Origin of the sequence: Pseudomonas sp. Irchel s3b6 (genome assembly GCF_900187415.1) — a bacterium.
Taxonomy (GTDB): Bacteria; Pseudomonadota; Gammaproteobacteria; order Pseudomonadales; family Pseudomonadaceae; genus Aquipseudomonas.
Genome location: NZ_FYDM01000001.1, coordinates 654,235 through 670,687, shown reverse-complemented (window position 1 = coordinate 670,687; position 16,453 = coordinate 654,235). Strand labels below are relative to the sequence as shown.

The following is a 16,453-nucleotide window of genomic DNA, read 5'->3' as shown; positions in this document are numbered from 1 at the left end:
GAGCGAATTAAGCGCCGTATTTTTTAACCGCGATACTGTCAGACTTGACAGGTGGGTGTTTGTACAGGTCGCACGGATTCAGCCTTGAGCACCACTCGCCAGACGCGTGCAATATCCCCTGCCCGCTCGCGCAGCAGTCGCGGCGCCTCAGTGCAGGCCTGGGCCAGACTCATCGGTCCCGAGGGCAAGGCAAATGCGGCATCGACACCCTGTGCATACATCTGCTCGTAACCCTCGCCCAGGGTGCCGGCGATGACGATGACCGGCACGCCCTGTTGTCGGGCAATTCGCGCGACACCAAAAGGGGTTTTTCCACGTAAGGTCTGGGCATCGAAGCGGCCTTCGCCAGTGATCACCAGATCGGCGCCACGCATCGCCTGCGCCAACCCGACCAGTTCCGCCACCACTTCCACGCCCGGACGAAATTGCGCCTGCAAAAACGCCTTGGCGGCAAACCCCAGGCCACCCGCGGCGCCGCTTCCAGGTTCGTCGCGCAGGTCTTTGCCCAGCACTTGCGCGCAATGATCGGCGAAGTGGCCAAGAGCCTGATCCAAAAGCAGCACCTGTTGCGGCGAAGCGCCTTTCTGCGGGCCGAAAATCGCCGAGGCCCCCTGGGGACCGCAGAGTGGATTGTTGACGTCGGCAGCGATTTCGAAACGGACCTCGGCCAGGCGCGGGTCCATGCCATCGAGTTCGATTCGCGCGAGGTCCTTGAGTACCAGGCCGCCGCGAGGAAGTGTTTGCCCCCGAGCATCGAGCAAGCGCACGCCCAGGGCCTGTATCGCACCCGTTCCACCGTCATTGGTGGCACTGCCGCCAATGGCCAGGATGATGCGTCGGGCACCGGCATCCAGCGCCGCGCGGATCAGCTCGCCGGTGCCAAAGGTGCTGCTGATGCACGCATCACGCTGCTCCAGCGGCACCAATTGCAGACCGCTGGCTTCTGCCATCTCAATGATCGCGGTGTGGCTTTCGGGCAACCAGCCCCAATGGGCCTCGACTGGCTCGCCCAATGGCCCTTGCACCCGAGTGCTGCGCAACTCGCCAGCGCAGGCGGCGAGAATCGCCTCGACCGTGCCTTCTCCGCCATCGGCCATCGGGCATTTGACCAATTGCGCATCCGGCCAGACGTCGGCCAGCCCCCGGGCAATGGCATCCGCCACGCCAATGGCACTCAGGCTGTCCTTGAACGAGTCGGGGGCGATGACGATCTTCATGTGAATTCTCCGGTTGTTATGCAGAGCATGCTGCCAGTTGCCTTGGCCAATGACGCCGGTCCACTGCACAAACACCACCGGGGTTTATTGTTCATTTCCACAAACGCGCAATGGCGTATCGGTTTGCGGCAGTAGCTGTACGCCCAGGTACAACGCCAGCATGCCGTCCAGCCGCAATGGATCGACGCCACTGAGCTCGGCAATCCGCTCCATGCGATAGCGCAGGCTGTTGCGGTGAATGCCCAGGGCCTCGGCGCAGGCCTGGCTCTGGCCGTCGTGTTCGCACCAACTGCGCAACGTCGCCAACAACTGGCCATTGGTGTCCCTGGCAATCACCTTGCGCAGCGGGTTGAGCAGTTCATCCAGTGCATCGTCGTTGCGGTGGCGCCAGAGCATGACCGGCAGACGATAGCGATTGAGGGTCAGCAAGCGGCTGTGCGGCAGCACGTCGCGGCCATAGGCCAACAAGTCGCCGACCCGTCTATAGCAACGACGCAGGCCCTGCAAGCCATCGGCCTGGCCGCCCACGGCGATACGCAGAATGTTCCAGCCCAGGCCCTGGAGTTTTTCCAGCAAGCGTTCGTTGTCCACGGTCTGGGTCGTTGGCCGGCACCACAGCAACGAGGACTTGGCCGAACTCACACACCAGCTATCGGGGTAACGGGAACTCAGCCAGGCACTCAAGGCCTCTACCGTTTGCCCGCCGGCGTGTTCCAGACCCAATTCAAACAAATATGGAGTACGCGCCAATTGCGGCTTGAGGCCCATTTGCCGGGCTTCGTCGATCAGCCGTGGCGAGTCCCCCGCGTCACTGAGCAACAGTGCCAGCAGGTCATCACAACGCTGGCGGCGCCATTGCTGTTCAGCCTGCTGGTTACGCTGGCCGACCAGCATCTCGGCGGTCATGCGCACCAGTTCGGCATAGGTGCGTAGCTGCTCGGGTTCGCCAGTAATACCCAGCACGCCAATCAAGCGTTGATCGAGCAGCAACGGCAGATTGATCCCTGGCTGCACGCCCTTGAGGTGCGCGGCGGTCTGGGCATCGATTTCCACCACCCGACCGTTGGCCAGCACCAACTGCGCGCCTTCGTGCCGGGTGTTGATCCGCTCGGGCTCGCCGCTGCCCAGGATCAGCCCCTGGTTGTCCATGACATTGACGTTGTAGGGCAGAATGGCCATCGCCCGGTCGACGATATCCTGCGCCAGGTCGTGATCGAGTTCGAACATGGGGCGTATTCCTTGAAACACGGGGCAATGATTGTTGTTCACCCGCACAGGCGGTTGGCGCAAACCCTGTGCTCAGGCACAAAGACATCCGCCAATGGGTGACCGAGACTCTTCAGGCGGTCAACGTTACCCTCGCACCGCAAAAAATCATAATAAAGAGAGACCCGCCATGTCACAGAGCGCCGCTGCCATACTGGCCACCGATGACGACAAGAACGCCGTCTACAAGCGCATTACCCTGCGCCTGATCCCCTTCATCTTCATCTGCTACCTGTTCAATTACCTGGACCGGGTCAACGTTGGCTTTGCCAAGTTGCAGATGCTCGATGCGCTGAAATTCAGCGAAACCGTATACGGCCTCGGGGCCGGGATCTTCTTTATCGGCTACGTGCTGTGCGGTGTGCCAAGCAACCTGGCACTGACCCGGTTCGGCCCGCGACGCTGGATCGCGGTGATGATGGTGACCTGGGGCACGCTGTCGACCTGCCTGCTGTTCGTCACCACGCCCACCGAGTTCTACACCTTGCGCCTGTTCACCGGCGCCGCCGAAGCCGGGTTCTTCCCGGGCGTGGTGCTGTACCTCTCGCAGTGGTTCCCAACCTTCCGCCGTGGCCGCATCATGGCGCTGTTCATGTCGGCCATCCCGGTTTCCGGCCTGCTGGGCAGCCCGTTCTCCGGCTGGATCCTCAACCACTTCGCCGCCGGCCAGGGTGGCTTGGCGGGTTGGCAGTGGATGTTCCTGCTGCAAGGCATCCCGACCGTGGTGCTGGGCCTGATGGCGTACTTCCTGTTGAGCGACAACTTTGCCAGCGCCAAGTGGCTCAAGCCCCATGAACGCGCGGTACTCGAGGCGGACCAGGCCATCGACTGGAGCAACAAACCCAAGACCGCCACCGACTCGCTGCAGGCGGTGTTCAAGAACCCGGCGATCTGGGCGTTCGGCCTGATCTACTTCTGCATCCAGAGTGGCGTGTACGCGATCAACTTCTGGTTGCCGTCGATCATCAAGAACCTGGGCTTCAGCGACAATCTGGTGATCGGCTGGCTCAGTGCGATTCCCTACCTGCTGGCGGCGGTGTTCATGCTGGTCGTCGGCCGTTCGGCAGACCTGCGCAAAGAACGTCGCTGGCACCTGGTGGTGCCAATGTTGATGGGCGCCGTGGGCTTGTTGATTGCGGTGAACTTCGCCACGACACCGGCCATCGCCATTCTCGGCCTGAGCATCGCCACCATGGGCGCCCTCACCGGCCTGCCGATGTTCTGGCCGGTACCCACCGCCATGCTCAGCGCTGGCGCGGCGGCCGGTGGTTTGGCACTGATCAACTCAATGGGCCAGATGGCTGGCTTCCTCAGCCCGTACCTGGTGGGCTGGGTCAAGGACACCAGCGGTTCGACCGATGCCGCGCTGTATGTGCTGGCGGGGGTGATTGTTGGCGGCAGCCTGCTGGCGCTGCGCATGACCCGCACCTTGCGGGCCTGATAAACGCCGATACAGGGTGTGCGGACGGACCGCACACCCTGTGGCGAGCGAGCTTGCTCGCCACAGGGTGTGCGCGCACATCCGCCGGGCAATCCACGCTATCCTCTGCCCTCTTGAATTTCCCCCCGTGTTTGGCGAGGACTGCGTGTCTAAAGGTATCGCTCTATCGGTGTCAGCCTCAGTGCTGTTCGCCGTCATGTATTACTACACCTCCCTGCTGTCGCCACTGGACGGCGTGGAGATCTTTGGCTGGCGCATGCTGTTGACCGTACCTTGCATGACCGTGTTCATGCTGGTGTCCGGCGAGTGGAAACGGGTCGTCGAGATCCTGCGGCGGGTCGCCGGCAAACCGGCACTGTTCGGTGGCTTGCTGCTGTCGTCGGCCTTGCTCGGCGTGCAACTCTGGCTGTTCATGTGGGCACCGCTGAACGGTCACAGCCTGAACGTTTCGCTGGGCTACTTCCTGCTGCCCCTGACCATGGTACTGACCGGGCGCATGGTGTACGGCGAACGGCTGTCGTATCTGCAGAAGATTGCGGCGTTCCTGGCCACCCTCGGCGTGCTCAACGAGTTGTATCAGGTGGGCAGTTTTTCCTGGGCGACCCTGCTGGTGGCCATCGGTTACCCCACCTATTTCGTGCTGCGCCGACGCCTGGCGGCGGACAACCTCGGCGGTTTGTGGCTGGACATGGCGCTGCTGCTGCCGGTGGCCTACTGGGTCGTGCACCATGGCGAACAAGGCTTTGGGGTGTTCGATCAGCACCCATGGCTGTCATTGCTGATTCCTGTACTCGGGATCATCAGTGCATCGGCGCTGGTGGTGTACATCATCGCCAGCCGCCTGCTGCCATTCAGCCTGTTCGGCCTGCTCAGCTACGTCGAGCCAGTGCTGCTGCTGGGGGTTGCGCTGCTGCTGGGAGAAAGCATCAAGGCGGGGGAATGGCTGACCTACATTCCGATCTGGCTGGCGGTGCTGGTGCTGGTGTTCGAGGGCTTCAAGCACCTGGTCCGGCAGCAACGAAAATCGATGTCATAAACCAGAACGCCCGGTCAGGCTTGAAACCTGACCGGGCGTTTTTTTTACAGCGTCAGAACCTTACTCGGTGGCCAGCACGCCACGACGTACCTGGTCGCGCTCGATCGATTCGAACAGCGCCTTGAAGTTGCCTTCGCCGAAACCATCGTCGCCTTTACGCTGGATGAATTCGAAGAACACCGGCCCCATCAGGGTTTCCGAGAAGATCTGCAGCAGCAGGCGCTTGTCGCCTTCTTGCGAAGAGCCATCCAGCAGAATCCCGCGCGCCTGCAGCTCGCCCACCGGCTCGCCGTGGTTCGGCAAGCGGCCTTCGAGCATTTCGTAGTAGGTCTCAGGCGGCGCGGTCATGAAGCGCATGCCGATGCTTTTCAGGTGATCCCAGGTCTTGATCAGGTCATCGGACAGGAACGCAACGTGCTGGATGCCCTCGCCGTTGAACTGCATCAGGAACTCTTCGATCTGCCCCGCGCCCTTGGACGACTCTTCGTTGAGCGGGATGCGGATCATGCCGTCCGGCGCGGTCATGGCCTTGGAGGTCAGGCCGGTGTATTCGCCCTTGATGTCGAAGTAGCGGATCTCGCGGAAGTTGAACAGCTTCTCGTAGAAGTTCGCCCAGTAGGCCATGCGACCGCGGTACACGTTGTGGGTCAGGTGGTCGATGATCTTCAGGCCAGCGCCGACCGGGTTGCGGTCAACGCCCTCGATGAACACGAAGTCGATGTCATAGATCGAGCTGCCTTCGCCAAAACGGTCGATCAGGTACAACGGCGCGCCGCCGATGCCTTTGATCGCCGGCAGGTTCAGTTCCATCGGGCCGGTCTCGATGTGAATCGGCTGGGCGCCAAGCTCCAGTGCCCGCTTGTAGGCCTGTTGCGAGTCCTTGACACGAAACGCCATGCCGCACACCGAGGGGCCGTGTTCGGCCGCGAAGTACGAGGCCACGCTGTGGGGTTCGTTGTTGAGGATCAGGTTGATCGCGCCCTGGCGATACAGGTGCACGTCTTTGGAACGGTGGGTCGCGACCTTGGTGAACCCCATGATCTCGAAGATCGGCTCAAGGGTGTTCGGGGTTGGCGATGCCAGTTCGATGAACTCGAAGCCCATCAGGCCCATTGGGTTTTCGTATAAATCTGCCATGGTTGGCGCCTCATCATGCTTTTTCTGGAATTAACGGATCGTTAGTTTCGAGCAATGCTGAGTGCGACAGGTGGCGCGCAGGAGATTCCTCGCACACTGCGGGCGAGAAAATCACCGTAGATCAATTGGAACCCAAATATCTTCATTGTCGACCCAAGGCTTTTACGGGCGAGGCTTCTGCTGCCAGAAGACGTTATTCTTATATGCGTAACCCGATTCTACACAGCGTAAAACGGTTTGTCCGCCTTCTCTATAAAATCCCCCTTTTTCGCGCCCATGCAAAGGGTTTGTTGCACAGGTAGATGCCGAGCAGAATCACCCCGCCGCCCAGGTACATCGCGCCGCTCATCTGCTCGTCCAGCAACAGCGCGCCCAGGATCACCGCGGTCAGCGGGTTCAGCGCGATAAACACTCCGGAACGGGTAGCGCCGATCTGGCGGAGCCCGTCGTAGTAGCCGATATAGGCCAAAGCCGAGCCCAGCACGCCCAGATACAACAGGCTCGACCACTGCCCCGCCTGCAGGTCGATGAGTGCCTCAAGACTCACCTCACCCCGCACGGCACTGGTCGCCCAAAGCATCAGGGTACCCAGCACAATGGAATAGGTGACCGTGTGCAGCGGCCCCAGCGCCTGATTCAGCCCTCTGGAACACAACGAATAGACGCCCCACCCCAGCACGCAACCAAGTATCAGCACATCCCCCAGCCAGGTATCTGCCGCCGCCCCGTCAAGCGCCGAGGGGTTGCGCCCGAGAATGACCACGCCGGCGCCGACCAGGCACAGTGCGATGCCGGCGACCTGGATCCTGCTCAGCCGCTCCTTGAACAACAACCACGAGGCCAGGCCGATAACCGCCGGGTTGAGCGCCACGATCAGCGACGCCCGCGATGCGTTGATCAACCGCAAACCGTAAAAGAAACACAGGTTATAGAAGAAGATCCCGAAGAACCCCAGCAGCGCCAATTGCCGCCACTGCCTGAATGTCGGGCGTACCAGCGGAATGCGCGCCGCGGCCATGAACAGCAGCAGCGCCAGGCTCGCCAGCAGGAACCGCAGGCTGGCGGCCAACAAGGGCGTCAGCCCGTCCGCCAGAAACCGACCGGCAACAAAGGTGCCGCCCCAGATCATGGTGACGGCAGCCAGTTTCAGGTAGACGGGCGCATCCGACTCACGGGAGCGGCTCTGGACAAGGCTTTTCATGAGACTCCTGAGAAAAAAGGCGCGCTGATGGCGCAATGCTGTTCAGTTAAGGAGCACAGGTCGCATTTGTAGGAGCGAGCGCGCTCGCGATGGACGTTAACGATTACGCGTGCTTTCTGAGTAACTGCGTTGCCCTTGAGTTCATCGCGAGCACGCTCGCTCCTACAAAAGTCGGCGTTCACTTAACTCACTGGCATTGCGCTAATGGCGTATTCTTTACCTCATGATCGATCATCGTAAAATGAGCAATTACTCATGACACTGACCCAGCTCGAGATATTTTCCCGGGTGGCCGAGCTGCAAAGCTTCACCAGCGCGGCCAACCGCCTGGGCATCAGCCAGTCGGCGGTGTCCCACGCCATCAAGTCACTGGAGCAGGAGTTGGGCGTCGAGTTACTCAGAAGGCATCCGTCCCGGGTTGAACTGAGCGACATCGGCCAGCCGTTGCTGCTGCGTGCCCGGGCCATGCTCGGCCTGGCCAGTACCTTGCGCCAGGAGGCGGCGGATGCCCGAGGCATGAAACGCGGCACGCTACGCATTGGCTCTTTCGGCCCGACCTCTTCGATCAAGCTGCTACCGATGATATTGCAGCAGTACCGCGCCGCCTGGCCCGGGATCGAAGTGCACATTGATGAGGGGCCTGACCGACAGGTCGTGCAGTGGTTGGAGGAACGGCGCATTGATGTGGGCTTTGTGGTGCTGCCCGAGGAGCGTTTCGACACCTTTGCCCTGGTCGAGGACCAGATGGTGGCACTGATTCCGCTACAGCATCCCCTCGCCCAACGTGACAGCCTGAGTTTGAGTGACCTGTGCCACGACCCGTTCATCCTCACCGAAGCCGGCTCGGCGGAGCTGGTGTCGCGTTTGTTCAGTGCGGCCCGGCTGAAGCCGGATATCCGCTATCGCAGTTCGCAGCTGCTCAGCACCCTGGAAACCGTCAGTCGCGGTGACGCCCTCACGATCGTTGCCGAAGGCTCGCTGCCCGATACCCAGCAGCCGCGCTATGTAAAGCGACCACTGTCACCCAAGGTCGAGCGCCAGGTCGGGCTGGCCGTACTGGATGAGCGCCAGGCATCACCGGCCACGCTGGCGTTCATCAAGCTGGCACGGCAACTGGATTACCGTTGAAAAGCATAAACGCCAAGCGCCATCTATCATCCCCGGTACCGGCGCTCTTTGGGGGACGAATGCCCTTGCCACGCCTGCATTTGAGAGCCCTACCCCATCGTCACAGGTTTCACCCATGCCACTGACCCTCAAGCCCCGCCGAAAACCCGCCGTTCGCAATGCCATCACCTTATTGGCCGGCCTGGTTCCCGTGCTGTTGGGCGTGATCATTCTGCACATGCAAGCCGAGTTCCGGCTCACGCAAAATACCCATCAGACCGCCGTCGAAGCTGTGCGCCAGTTCGACCTGATGCTCGACAACACCGCCCACGCGGCCCAGGTGCTGTTGCCCCTGGCCGGACAACCCTGCGCCGATGTCACGCTGGCCTTGCGTGAACAAGTCACCCGCCGGCCTTTTGTACGCTCGACCAATCTGGTGTGGGACAACATCCTTTACTGCAGTTCATTGTTTGGCGACTTCAAGGAAAAGGTCGATCCGGGTGAGTACACCCAAGGCAAGTTATGGTTGATGAACGGCAATCCCGTCACCCCTGACACCGCACTGCTGGTGTATCGCCTCAGTGAAGGCCGGCAAGGCGCACTGACCACGCTGGATGGCTATCACCTGAGCAATGTCCTGCGCCTGATCGGCCGCAAGACCTTGTTGCTGTTGCAAGTCGGTGACAGCTGGTTGTCGGCCGATGGCAAGGTGCACGAGACCCCGCCTCCCGAGTTGCCGGTCGCCCGCAGCAGTCTGCAGTCCTCACGGTATGCCTATGGCGTGGAAGCCGGCTTTCCCGAGGGTGAAGTCTGGCGTTACATGGCCAGTGAATACCCGCCGCTGTTCAGCCTGCTGATTTTCTTTGGCGTGATCGCCGGCACCATCACCCACTGGCTGCAAAAACGCTCGTCTTCGCCCAGCCTTGAATTGCAGCGCGCACTGGAGGCCGGCGAGTTCGTTCCCTACTTTCAGCCCGTGGTGCATGGCGACAACAAACAATGGGCCGGGGTCGAAGTCCTGATGCGCTGGAAGCACCCGAAAGAAGGCGTGGTGCGTCCCGACCTGTTCATTCCATTCGCCGAGCATTCGGGACTGATTGTTCCGATGACGCGCTCGTTGATGCGCCAGACCGCCGCCTTGCTCGCGCCCCATACCCAACACTTGAACGAGTTGTTCCATATCGGCATCAACATCACCGCCAACCATTGCCAGGACCTGGCACTGGTCGACGACTGCCGTGAGTTCCTCGCTGCCTTCTCGCCAGGCTCGGTGGCGCTGATTCTGGAACTGACGGAACGCGAACTCATTGTCCCCTCGCCCGTGACCCTTCAACTGTTCGAGCAACTGCATGAGCTGGGGGTGAAGATTGCAATCGACGACTTCGGCACCGGGCACTCCAGCCTGGGCTACTTGCGCCAGTTCAATGTGGACTTCCTGAAAATCGATCAGAGTTTCGTGGCGATGATCGGGGCCGATGCCTTGTCCGGGCATATATTGGAAAGCATCATTGAACTCTCCGGAAAACTCGATCTGGGCATCGTCGCCGAAGGCGTGGAAACTCTGCAGCAGAGTGACTATCTTGCCCAGCATGGGGTCAACTTCCTGCAAGGTTATCTGTATGGTCGCCCCATGCCCGCTGCGGACTTCATTATCGAGCTCAAGAACCACTAAGCCCTTGGTCAAACTGCCCTGAAAAATGGAATCCCATGACTAGGCGCACACCCTTGCGTAAAAAACGCCGGGCAACCTTACATCTTGAAAAAGACGTGATTTACTCCGACTCAATTAACTACTACAATTTTTCCTGCCTGAGCAGGATTGGCAGGTGAGCCACTATCCCCCGAGTCGCTACAAGGCTCTTGGCTTATAGCTTTGTTGGCGGTATGTATCAGCCAAACACACTATTGGAGTAAAGATATTGTCCAGACTCGCTGAGTTTCGTGCAGCTGAAAAGGCCCTTCAAGAACAGCTCGCGCAGCTGGAATCCCTGAAGAACGACGCCGGGCTGAAGAAAGAAATCGAATTCGAAGAAAAGCTCCAGGGGCTGATGAAAACCTACGGCAAGAGCCTGCGCGACATTATCGCCATCCTCGACCCGAACCCTAAGTCCGGCCTGCAACTGGCTGCGGCCCCCAAGACCCGCCGCGCGCGCGTGGTCAAGGTTTATCAGAACCCGCACACCGGTGAGCTGATCGAAACCAAGGGTGGTAATCACCGCGGCCTGAAAGCCTGGAAGGAACAATACGGCACCAGCACCGTTGATTCCTGGCTTCGCGCCTAAGTCTTCGACGCCACGCCAAAAGCCCTGCATATGCAGGGCTTTTTCATGCCTGGCATGATCGTCGATCTAGTTGCAAAAGCCGATAAATCCCTCAAACTAACTTTTTATATAATCCATTTGGATAATGGGCCTGCGCCACAGCGCTGAAATCACAGCCCCCCGGCGCCTAATGCCAGTCAGTTAAGCGAACGTCGACCTTTGTAGGTGCAGCCGGTCGACGCTCGAGTGCTCGCGATGGACGTTAACGATAATGCGTGTTTTCTGATTAAACGCGTTGCTCTTGAGTTCATCGCGAGCACGCTCGCTCCTACAAATGCGACTTCACCTCCTTAACTGACTGGCATTACCCCCCTGCGCCAGCCATCAAAGTTTCAAACTATTTCGAAAGTCCTGTATTTCACCCTGGTTTTTTGCATAAGCCTCAGCCTGGCCGGCATAGGAAAATACATAGACCTTATCGCCATCTACCGCAGCGACCACGGTTTGCGACAACAGCATCTGACCATTACGGGTAACCGTGCAGGTGGTTTCCAGGGCCGATAACCGGCTCAATGTAGCGGGATGGATCTTGTTGCACACACTCTGATAGCCGCTTCGAAAAAAATCCTTCTGTATCGACTTGCGCATTTCCAGCAGGACACCCTGCACATTGACTTCATGCCCGACTTCAACCTGGCTCATGGTCAACTCCATGACCAATACCGGATCACCATTTTCATCGTTTTTTATCGCACGTTGCCTGACGACCTGCGGCGAACTGGGTGCGGGTTCCGCCTCTTGCGTCAGTGCTTGCACCTGCCAGCCACTGGGCCAGGCGATCTCGGGAAGTGCCGGCTGTGCACACGCGATAGCCGAAAACAGACAAGTGAATACGAATAGGGATTTATACAGTCGGATCATCATGCAGAACACTGGCGGGGCGAGCTTCAAAGTCTGAGCCCAGCCGCTCGCCCAGGCAATAGCCCAAGGTTTTACTTTGGCGCAACCCGGTCCGTTGCGTATCATTGGCACACCGCAAGCCCAAGGACAGTTACTGTCCGCAGCGTCGTTTGCCCCACTTGTTTTCCGGAGGGCCCATGAGCCTGCACGAACTGAATACCTTCCCCGGCGTCACCGCCCAACCTGACACCGCCACCCAGCAATTCGTCTTCAACCACACCATGCTGCGGGTCAAGGACATCACCAAGTCCCTGGACTTCTACACGCGCATCCTGGGCTTCACCCTGGTGGAAAAGCGTGACTTCCCGGAAGCCGAGTTCAGCCTGTATTTCCTCGCGCTGGTCGACAAGAACCAGATCCCCGCCGACGCGGCTGCCCGCACCCAGTGGATGAAGTCGATCCCGGGCATCCTGGAACTGACCCACAACCACGGCACCGAGAACGACACCGATTTCGCCTACCACAATGGCAACACCGACCCGCGTGGTTTCGGTCATATCTGCATTGCCGTCCCCGACATTCGCGCCGCGTGCGAGCGCTTCGAAGCCCTGGGCTGTGACTTCCAGAAACGCTTGAATGACGGCCGCATGAAGAGCCTGGCCTTCATCAAGGACCCGGATGCGTACTGGGTTGAAATCATTCAGCCGGCGCCGCTGTAACCTCCGCCACATTCCCTCTGTAGGAGCGAGCTTGCTCGCGATAAGCCTCAGACCGCCGCGGGGGGCCAGCCTTCCCGCGTTATCGTTGGCGACCATCGCGAGCACGCTCGCTCCTACGAGGTTTTGTGTTTTCGGCCCAGGCCTTTATGCAGGGGCCGAGGTACGGATCAGGTGATCGAAGGCACTCAGCGATGCCTTGGCGCCCTCGCCCACGGCAATCACGATCTGCTTGTACGGCACAGTCGTCACGTCGCCAGCGGCGAACACCCCCTGGATCGAGGTCTCCCCCCGGTTATCGACGATGATCTCGCCCCGCGGCGACAGTTCGACGGTGCCCTTGAGCCAATCGGTGTTGGGCAGCAAGCCGATTTGAACAAAGATCCCTTCCAGCGCCACATCCAAGGTCTCGCCTGACTGGCGATCCTTGTAACGCAGGCCGTTGACCTTCTGACCGTCACCGGTGACTTCCGTGGTTTGTGCATTCGTGATCACGGTGACGTTCGGCAGGCTGTGCAGCTTGCGCTGCAGGACGGCGTCGGCGCGCAACTGCACATCGAACTCCAGCAGGGTCACGTGGGCGACGATACCGGCCAGGTCGATGGCCGCCTCGACGCCAGAGTTACCACCGCCAATCACGGCCACGCGCTTGCCTTTGAACAGCGGACCATCGCAGTGCGGGCAGTACGCCACGCCCTTGTTGCGGTATTGCTGCTCACCCGGCACGTTCATTTCACGCCAGCGCGCACCGGTGGCCAGAATCACGGTCCTGGCCTTGAGGCTGGCACCGCTGGCGAACCTGACTTCATGCAGTTCCCCATGCTTGCCCGGCACCAGGGTGTCGGCGCGTTGCAGGTTCATGATGTCGACGTCGTACTGCTTGACGTGCTCTTCCAGCGCCACCGCCAGCTTCGGCCCTTCGGTCTCCTGCACGGAAATGAAGTTCTCGATGGCCATGGTGTCCAGCACCTGACCGCCAAACCGCTCGGCGGCAACACCGGTGCGAATCCCCTTGCGGGCGGCGTAAATTGCCGCCGACGCACCGGCCGGGCCACCACCGACCACCAGCACGTCAAAGGCCTCCTTGGCGCTGATTTTCTCGGCCTGGCGCTCAATGGCGCTGGTGTCGAGTTTGGCGACGATTTCTTCCAGGCCCATCCGACCCTGGCCGAAGTTCACACCGTTCAGGTAGACGCTGGGCACGGCCATGATCTGGCGCTCAGTGACTTCGTCCTGGAACAACGCGCCATCGATGGCGACGTGACGGATGTTCGGGTTGAGCACCGCCATCAGGTTCAGCGCCTGGACCACGTCCGGGCAGTTCTGGCAGGACAGCGAGAAGTAGGTTTCAAAGTTGAACTCGCCTTTGAGCGAGCGGATCTGTTCGATCAGCTCACTGCTGGCCTTCGAAGGGTGACCGCCGACTTGCAGCAAGGCCAGCACCAGCGAAGTGAATTCGTGGCCCATGGGGATGCCGGCGAAACGCAGGCTGATATCGGCACCCGGGCGATTGATCGAGAACGACGGTTTGCGTGCATCGTTACCGTCGTCGCGCAAGGTAATCAGGCTGCAAAGACTGGCAACGTCTTTGAGCAGCGCGAGCATTTCCTGGGATTTCGCACCGTCGTCGAGGGAGGCGACGATCTCGATCGGCTGGGTGACCCGTTCCAGGTATGACTTCAACTGGGCTTTAAGATTGGCGTCCAACATACGGGCGATCTCCTTTATTCGGTTCTTGAAAAAACAACGCCCGGGCAGATTCGCCCAGGCGTTTTTTGGGGCGATGCGGTTTACGTGCTCAAGAGCTCATCGCCCTCGATCGACTCACAGACTCAGATCTTGCCGACCAGGTCCAGGGACGGCGCCAGCGTGGCTTCGCCTTCTTTCCACTTGGCTGGGCAAACCTGGCCCGGGTGAGCGGCAACGTACTGGGCAGCCTTGATCTTGCGCAGCAGTTCGGAGGCGTCACGACCCACACCGCCGTCGTTCAGTTCGACGATCTTGATCTGGCCTTCAGGGTTGATCACGAAGGTGCCACGGTCCGCCAGGCCGGCTTCTTCGATCAGTACGTCGAAGTTGCGGGAGATGACGTGGGTCGGGTCGCCGATCATGGTGTACTGGATTTTGCCGATGGCCGGCGAGGTGTTGTGCCAGGCCGCGTGGGCAAAGTGAGTGTCGGTGGACACGCTGTAGATCTCGACGCCCAGCTTCTGGAATTCGGCGTAGTTGTCGGCCAGGTCTTCCAGCTCGGTCGGGCAAACGAAGGTGAAGTCGGCCGGGTAGAAGAATACGACAGACCACTTGCCTTTCAGGTCAGCGTCCGACACGTGTACGAAGTCGCCATTTTTGTAGGCAGTCGCTTTGAACGGTTTAACTTGGCTGTTGATGATAGGCATCGTTGACTCTCCGTCAGTGGTTAAAAACTTGATGGGAGAATCCTAACCAATGAGTCCGCTGATGGCTCATTGGATAACCTGATGCTGCTGATTGGTTTTGGCTATTAGCCGACAGTATTAATAGAAGAAAAAAGTATCTGCATAAAAAAACGCTGGCTCTGGCAGGCACACTTCATGCACCGCCAGACACAGCGTCGGGTACCGCGAAAGGCGCTTAACCCGCTACTGGGGTGCGCATCGTGACAAACTCTTCAGCGGCCGTAGGATGCACGCCGATGGTCTCGTCGAAGTCACGTTTGGTCGCGCCGGCCTTGAGGGCAATTGCCAGCCCCTGGACGATCTCGCCGGCGTCCGGTCCGACCATGTGGCAACCCAGCACCTTGTCGGTCCTGGCATCCACCACCAGTTTCATCAGGGTGCGCTCCTGGCACTCGGTCAGGGTCAGCTTCATCGGCCGGAAACGGCTTTCGAACAGTTGCACCTCATGCCCCGCTTCCCGGGCCTGCTCTTCTGTCAGGCCAACGGTGCCGATGTTCGGCAAGCTGAACACCGCCGTCGGGATCATGGTGTAATCGACCGGACGATACTGTTCAGGCTTGAACAGGCGACGCGCAACGGCCATGCCTTCGGCCAGGGCGACCGGTGTCAATTGCACGCGGCCGATCACATCGCCAATGGCCAGGATCGAGGGTTCCGCGGTCTGGTACAGCTCATCGACTTCGACAAAGCCTTTGTTGTCGAACGTGACCTGAGTGTTTTCCAGGCCCAGGTTGTCCAGCATCGGACGCCGCCCAGTGGCGTAGAACACGCAGTCGGCCTGCAGTTGACGGCCATCCTTGAGGGTCACGTTCAGGCTGCCATCGGCCTGCTTGTCGATACGCTCGATGTCGGCGTTGAATTGCAGGTCCATCCCGCGCCGGGTCAGTTCTTCCTGCAAATGCTTGCGCACCGAACCGTCAAAGCCACGCAGGAACAGCTCACCGCGATACAACAAGGTGGTCTCGGCACCCAGGCCGTGGAAGATCCCGGCAAACTCGACGGCGATGTAGCCGCCGCCCACCACCAGCACGCGCTTGGGCAGTGTTTTGAGGAAAAACGCTTCGTTGGAGCTGATGGCGTGCTCGCGCCCCGGAATCTCCGGGATCTGCGGCCAACCGCCAGTGGCGACCAGAATGGTTGTGGCGGTAAACCGCTGGCCGTTGATCTCGACCGTGTGCGGGTCCAGCAGCTTGGCGTGGCCTTCATGCAGGGTCACGCCACTGTTGACCAGCAGGTTGCGGTAGATGCCATTCAGGCGATTGATCTCGCGATCCTTGTTGGCGATCAGCGTCGCCCAGTCAAAACCGGCCTCGTCCAACGACCAGCCAAAGCCCCGGGACTGTTCGAAGTCTTCGGAAAAATGCGCGCCGTACACCAGCAGCTTCTTGGGAACGCAGCCCACGTTGACACAGGTCCCACCCAGATAACGGCTCTCGGCCACGGCCACTTTTGCACCGAAGCCCGCAGCAAAGCGCGCCGCGCGTACACCACCGGAACCGGCGCCAATCACATAAAGGTCAAAATCGTAAGCCATTTCACTCTCCTCGGCAGGCCACCAGCATACCTGCTGCCGCTTTGATGGTCAGCGCCGCGAACCGCAGGGTCCGAAAAATGAAAAAGCCACCCGAAGGTCAATGCCAGTCAGTTAAGGAGATGAAGCCGAATTTGTAGGAGCGAGCGCGCTCGCGATGACCTCAAGAACAACGCGTTTATTCAGAAAACACGCGTTATCGTTA

At 60.0% G+C, this 16,453-nt stretch carries 14 protein-coding genes; 6 read left to right on the top strand and 8 right to left on the bottom strand.

The features are described 5' to 3' along the window. Nucleotides 1–38 precede the first annotated feature (38 nt). The gene (locus CKW07_RS03240) at nt 39–1,217 is read right to left on the bottom strand and encodes a glycerate kinase (RefSeq protein WP_095143544.1); all 1,179 of its coding nucleotides are present in this window, start codon (nt 1,215–1,217) and stop codon (nt 39–41) included. Nucleotides 1,218–1,301: 84 nt separating this feature from the next. Further along, the gene (locus CKW07_RS03235; protein WP_095143543.1) at nt 1,302–2,444 is read right to left on the bottom strand and encodes a sugar diacid recognition domain-containing protein; all 1,143 of its coding nucleotides are present in this window, start codon (nt 2,442–2,444) and stop codon (nt 1,302–1,304) included. 169 nt (nt 2,445–2,613) lie between these two features. Here CKW07_RS03235 and CKW07_RS03230 point away from each other — a divergent pair, with 169 nt between their 5' ends. Continuing rightward, nucleotides 2,614–3,924, top strand: a complete 1,311-nt coding sequence (locus tag CKW07_RS03230; protein WP_095143542.1) for an MFS transporter — start codon at nt 2,614–2,616, stop codon at nt 3,922–3,924. A 145-nt stretch (nt 3,925–4,069) separates the two neighbouring features. Next, a complete protein-coding gene (gene rarD, locus CKW07_RS03225; protein ID WP_095143613.1) occupies nt 4,070–4,960 on the top strand; it encodes an EamA family transporter RarD in 891 nt (296 codons plus the stop codon). A gap of 60 nt (nt 4,961–5,020) precedes the next feature. On the opposite strand, the gene hppD is transcribed toward rarD, so the two are convergent. After that, nucleotides 5,021–6,097, bottom strand: a complete 1,077-nt coding sequence (hppD, locus tag CKW07_RS03220; protein WP_095143541.1) for a 4-hydroxyphenylpyruvate dioxygenase — start codon at nt 6,095–6,097, stop codon at nt 5,021–5,023. Nucleotides 6,098–6,347: 250 nt separating this feature from the next. Then, nucleotides 6,348–7,298 (bottom strand): DMT family transporter, encoded by a 951-nt coding sequence (locus CKW07_RS03215; protein ID WP_095143540.1) that lies wholly within the window; start codon nt 7,296–7,298, stop codon nt 6,348–6,350. Nucleotides 7,299–7,553: 255 nt separating this feature from the next. Here CKW07_RS03215 and CKW07_RS03210 point away from each other — a divergent pair, with 255 nt between their 5' ends. The 3 genes from CKW07_RS03210 to CKW07_RS03200 all read left to right on the top strand — a co-directional run bounded on the left by CKW07_RS03210 (nt 7,554) and on the right by CKW07_RS03200 (nt 10,687). Next, nucleotides 7,554–8,426 (top strand): LysR family transcriptional regulator, encoded by an 873-nt coding sequence (locus CKW07_RS03210; protein WP_095143539.1) that lies wholly within the window; start codon nt 7,554–7,556, stop codon nt 8,424–8,426. A 115-nt stretch (nt 8,427–8,541) separates the two neighbouring features. Beyond that, entirely contained in the window at nt 8,542–10,077 is a 1,536-nt protein-coding gene (locus tag CKW07_RS03205; protein ID WP_095143538.1) for an EAL domain-containing protein, read from the top strand. 247 nt (nt 10,078–10,324) lie between these two features. Continuing rightward, entirely contained in the window at nt 10,325–10,687 is a 363-nt protein-coding gene (locus tag CKW07_RS03200) for a histone-like nucleoid-structuring protein, MvaT/MvaU family (RefSeq protein ID WP_095143537.1), read from the top strand. A gap of 363 nt (nt 10,688–11,050) precedes the next feature. Here the strand turns inward: CKW07_RS03200 and CKW07_RS03195 are convergent, their stop codons facing one another. After that, nucleotides 11,051–11,587 (bottom strand): DUF4946 domain-containing protein, encoded by a 537-nt coding sequence (locus CKW07_RS03195; protein WP_095143612.1) that lies wholly within the window; start codon nt 11,585–11,587, stop codon nt 11,051–11,053. A gap of 176 nt (nt 11,588–11,763) precedes the next feature. On the opposite strand from CKW07_RS03195, the gene gloA reads away from it, so the two are divergent. Further along, entirely contained in the window at nt 11,764–12,285 is a 522-nt protein-coding gene (gene gloA / locus CKW07_RS03190; protein ID WP_095143536.1) for a lactoylglutathione lyase, read from the top strand. 144 nt (nt 12,286–12,429) lie between these two features. Here gloA and ahpF read toward each other — a convergent pair whose 3' ends face one another. From ahpF to gorA, 3 genes are all read right to left on the bottom strand, one after another. Next, nucleotides 12,430–13,992: an alkyl hydroperoxide reductase subunit F gene (gene ahpF, locus CKW07_RS03185; protein WP_095143535.1), complete on the bottom strand. Its 1,563-nt coding sequence runs from the start codon at nt 13,990–13,992 to the stop codon at nt 12,430–12,432. Nucleotides 13,993–14,114: 122 nt separating this feature from the next. After that, nucleotides 14,115–14,678: an alkyl hydroperoxide reductase subunit C gene (gene ahpC, locus CKW07_RS03180; protein ID WP_095143534.1), complete on the bottom strand. Its 564-nt coding sequence runs from the start codon at nt 14,676–14,678 to the stop codon at nt 14,115–14,117. 214 nt (nt 14,679–14,892) lie between these two features. Beyond that, the gene (gene gorA, locus CKW07_RS03175) at nt 14,893–16,251 is read right to left on the bottom strand and encodes a glutathione-disulfide reductase (RefSeq protein ID WP_095143533.1); all 1,359 of its coding nucleotides are present in this window, start codon (nt 16,249–16,251) and stop codon (nt 14,893–14,895) included. Nucleotides 16,252–16,453 lie beyond the last annotated feature (202 nt).

What these genes read in the sequence shown, in the direction of transcription:
- CKW07_RS03240 (WP_095143544.1), bottom strand. Translation starts at nt 1,217, where the DNA reads ATGAAGATCGTCATCGCCCCCGACTCGTTCAAGGACAGCCTGAGTGCC.
- CKW07_RS03235 (WP_095143543.1), bottom strand. Translation starts at nt 2,444, where the DNA reads ATGTTCGAACTCGATCACGACCTGGCGCAGGATATCGTCGACCGGGCG.
- CKW07_RS03230 (WP_095143542.1), top strand. Translation starts at nt 2,614, where the DNA reads ATGTCACAGAGCGCCGCTGCCATACTGGCCACCGATGACGACAAGAAC.
- hppD (WP_095143541.1), bottom strand. Translation starts at nt 6,097, where the DNA reads ATGGCAGATTTATACGAAAACCCAATGGGCCTGATGGGCTTCGAGTTC.
- CKW07_RS03215 (WP_095143540.1), bottom strand. Translation starts at nt 7,298, where the DNA reads ATGAAAAGCCTTGTCCAGAGCCGCTCCCGTGAGTCGGATGCGCCCGTC.
- CKW07_RS03210 (WP_095143539.1), top strand. Translation starts at nt 7,554, where the DNA reads ATGACACTGACCCAGCTCGAGATATTTTCCCGGGTGGCCGAGCTGCAA.
- CKW07_RS03205 (WP_095143538.1), top strand. Translation starts at nt 8,542, where the DNA reads ATGCCACTGACCCTCAAGCCCCGCCGAAAACCCGCCGTTCGCAATGCC.
- CKW07_RS03195 (WP_095143612.1), bottom strand. Translation starts at nt 11,587, where the DNA reads ATGATCCGACTGTATAAATCCCTATTCGTATTCACTTGTCTGTTTTCG.
- gloA (WP_095143536.1), top strand. Translation starts at nt 11,764, where the DNA reads ATGAGCCTGCACGAACTGAATACCTTCCCCGGCGTCACCGCCCAACCT.
- ahpF (WP_095143535.1), bottom strand. Translation starts at nt 13,992, where the DNA reads ATGTTGGACGCCAATCTTAAAGCCCAGTTGAAGTCATACCTGGAACGG.
- ahpC (WP_095143534.1), bottom strand. Translation starts at nt 14,678, where the DNA reads ATGCCTATCATCAACAGCCAAGTTAAACCGTTCAAAGCGACTGCCTAC.
- gorA (WP_095143533.1), bottom strand. Translation starts at nt 16,251, where the DNA reads ATGGCTTACGATTTTGACCTTTATGTGATTGGCGCCGGTTCCGGTGGT.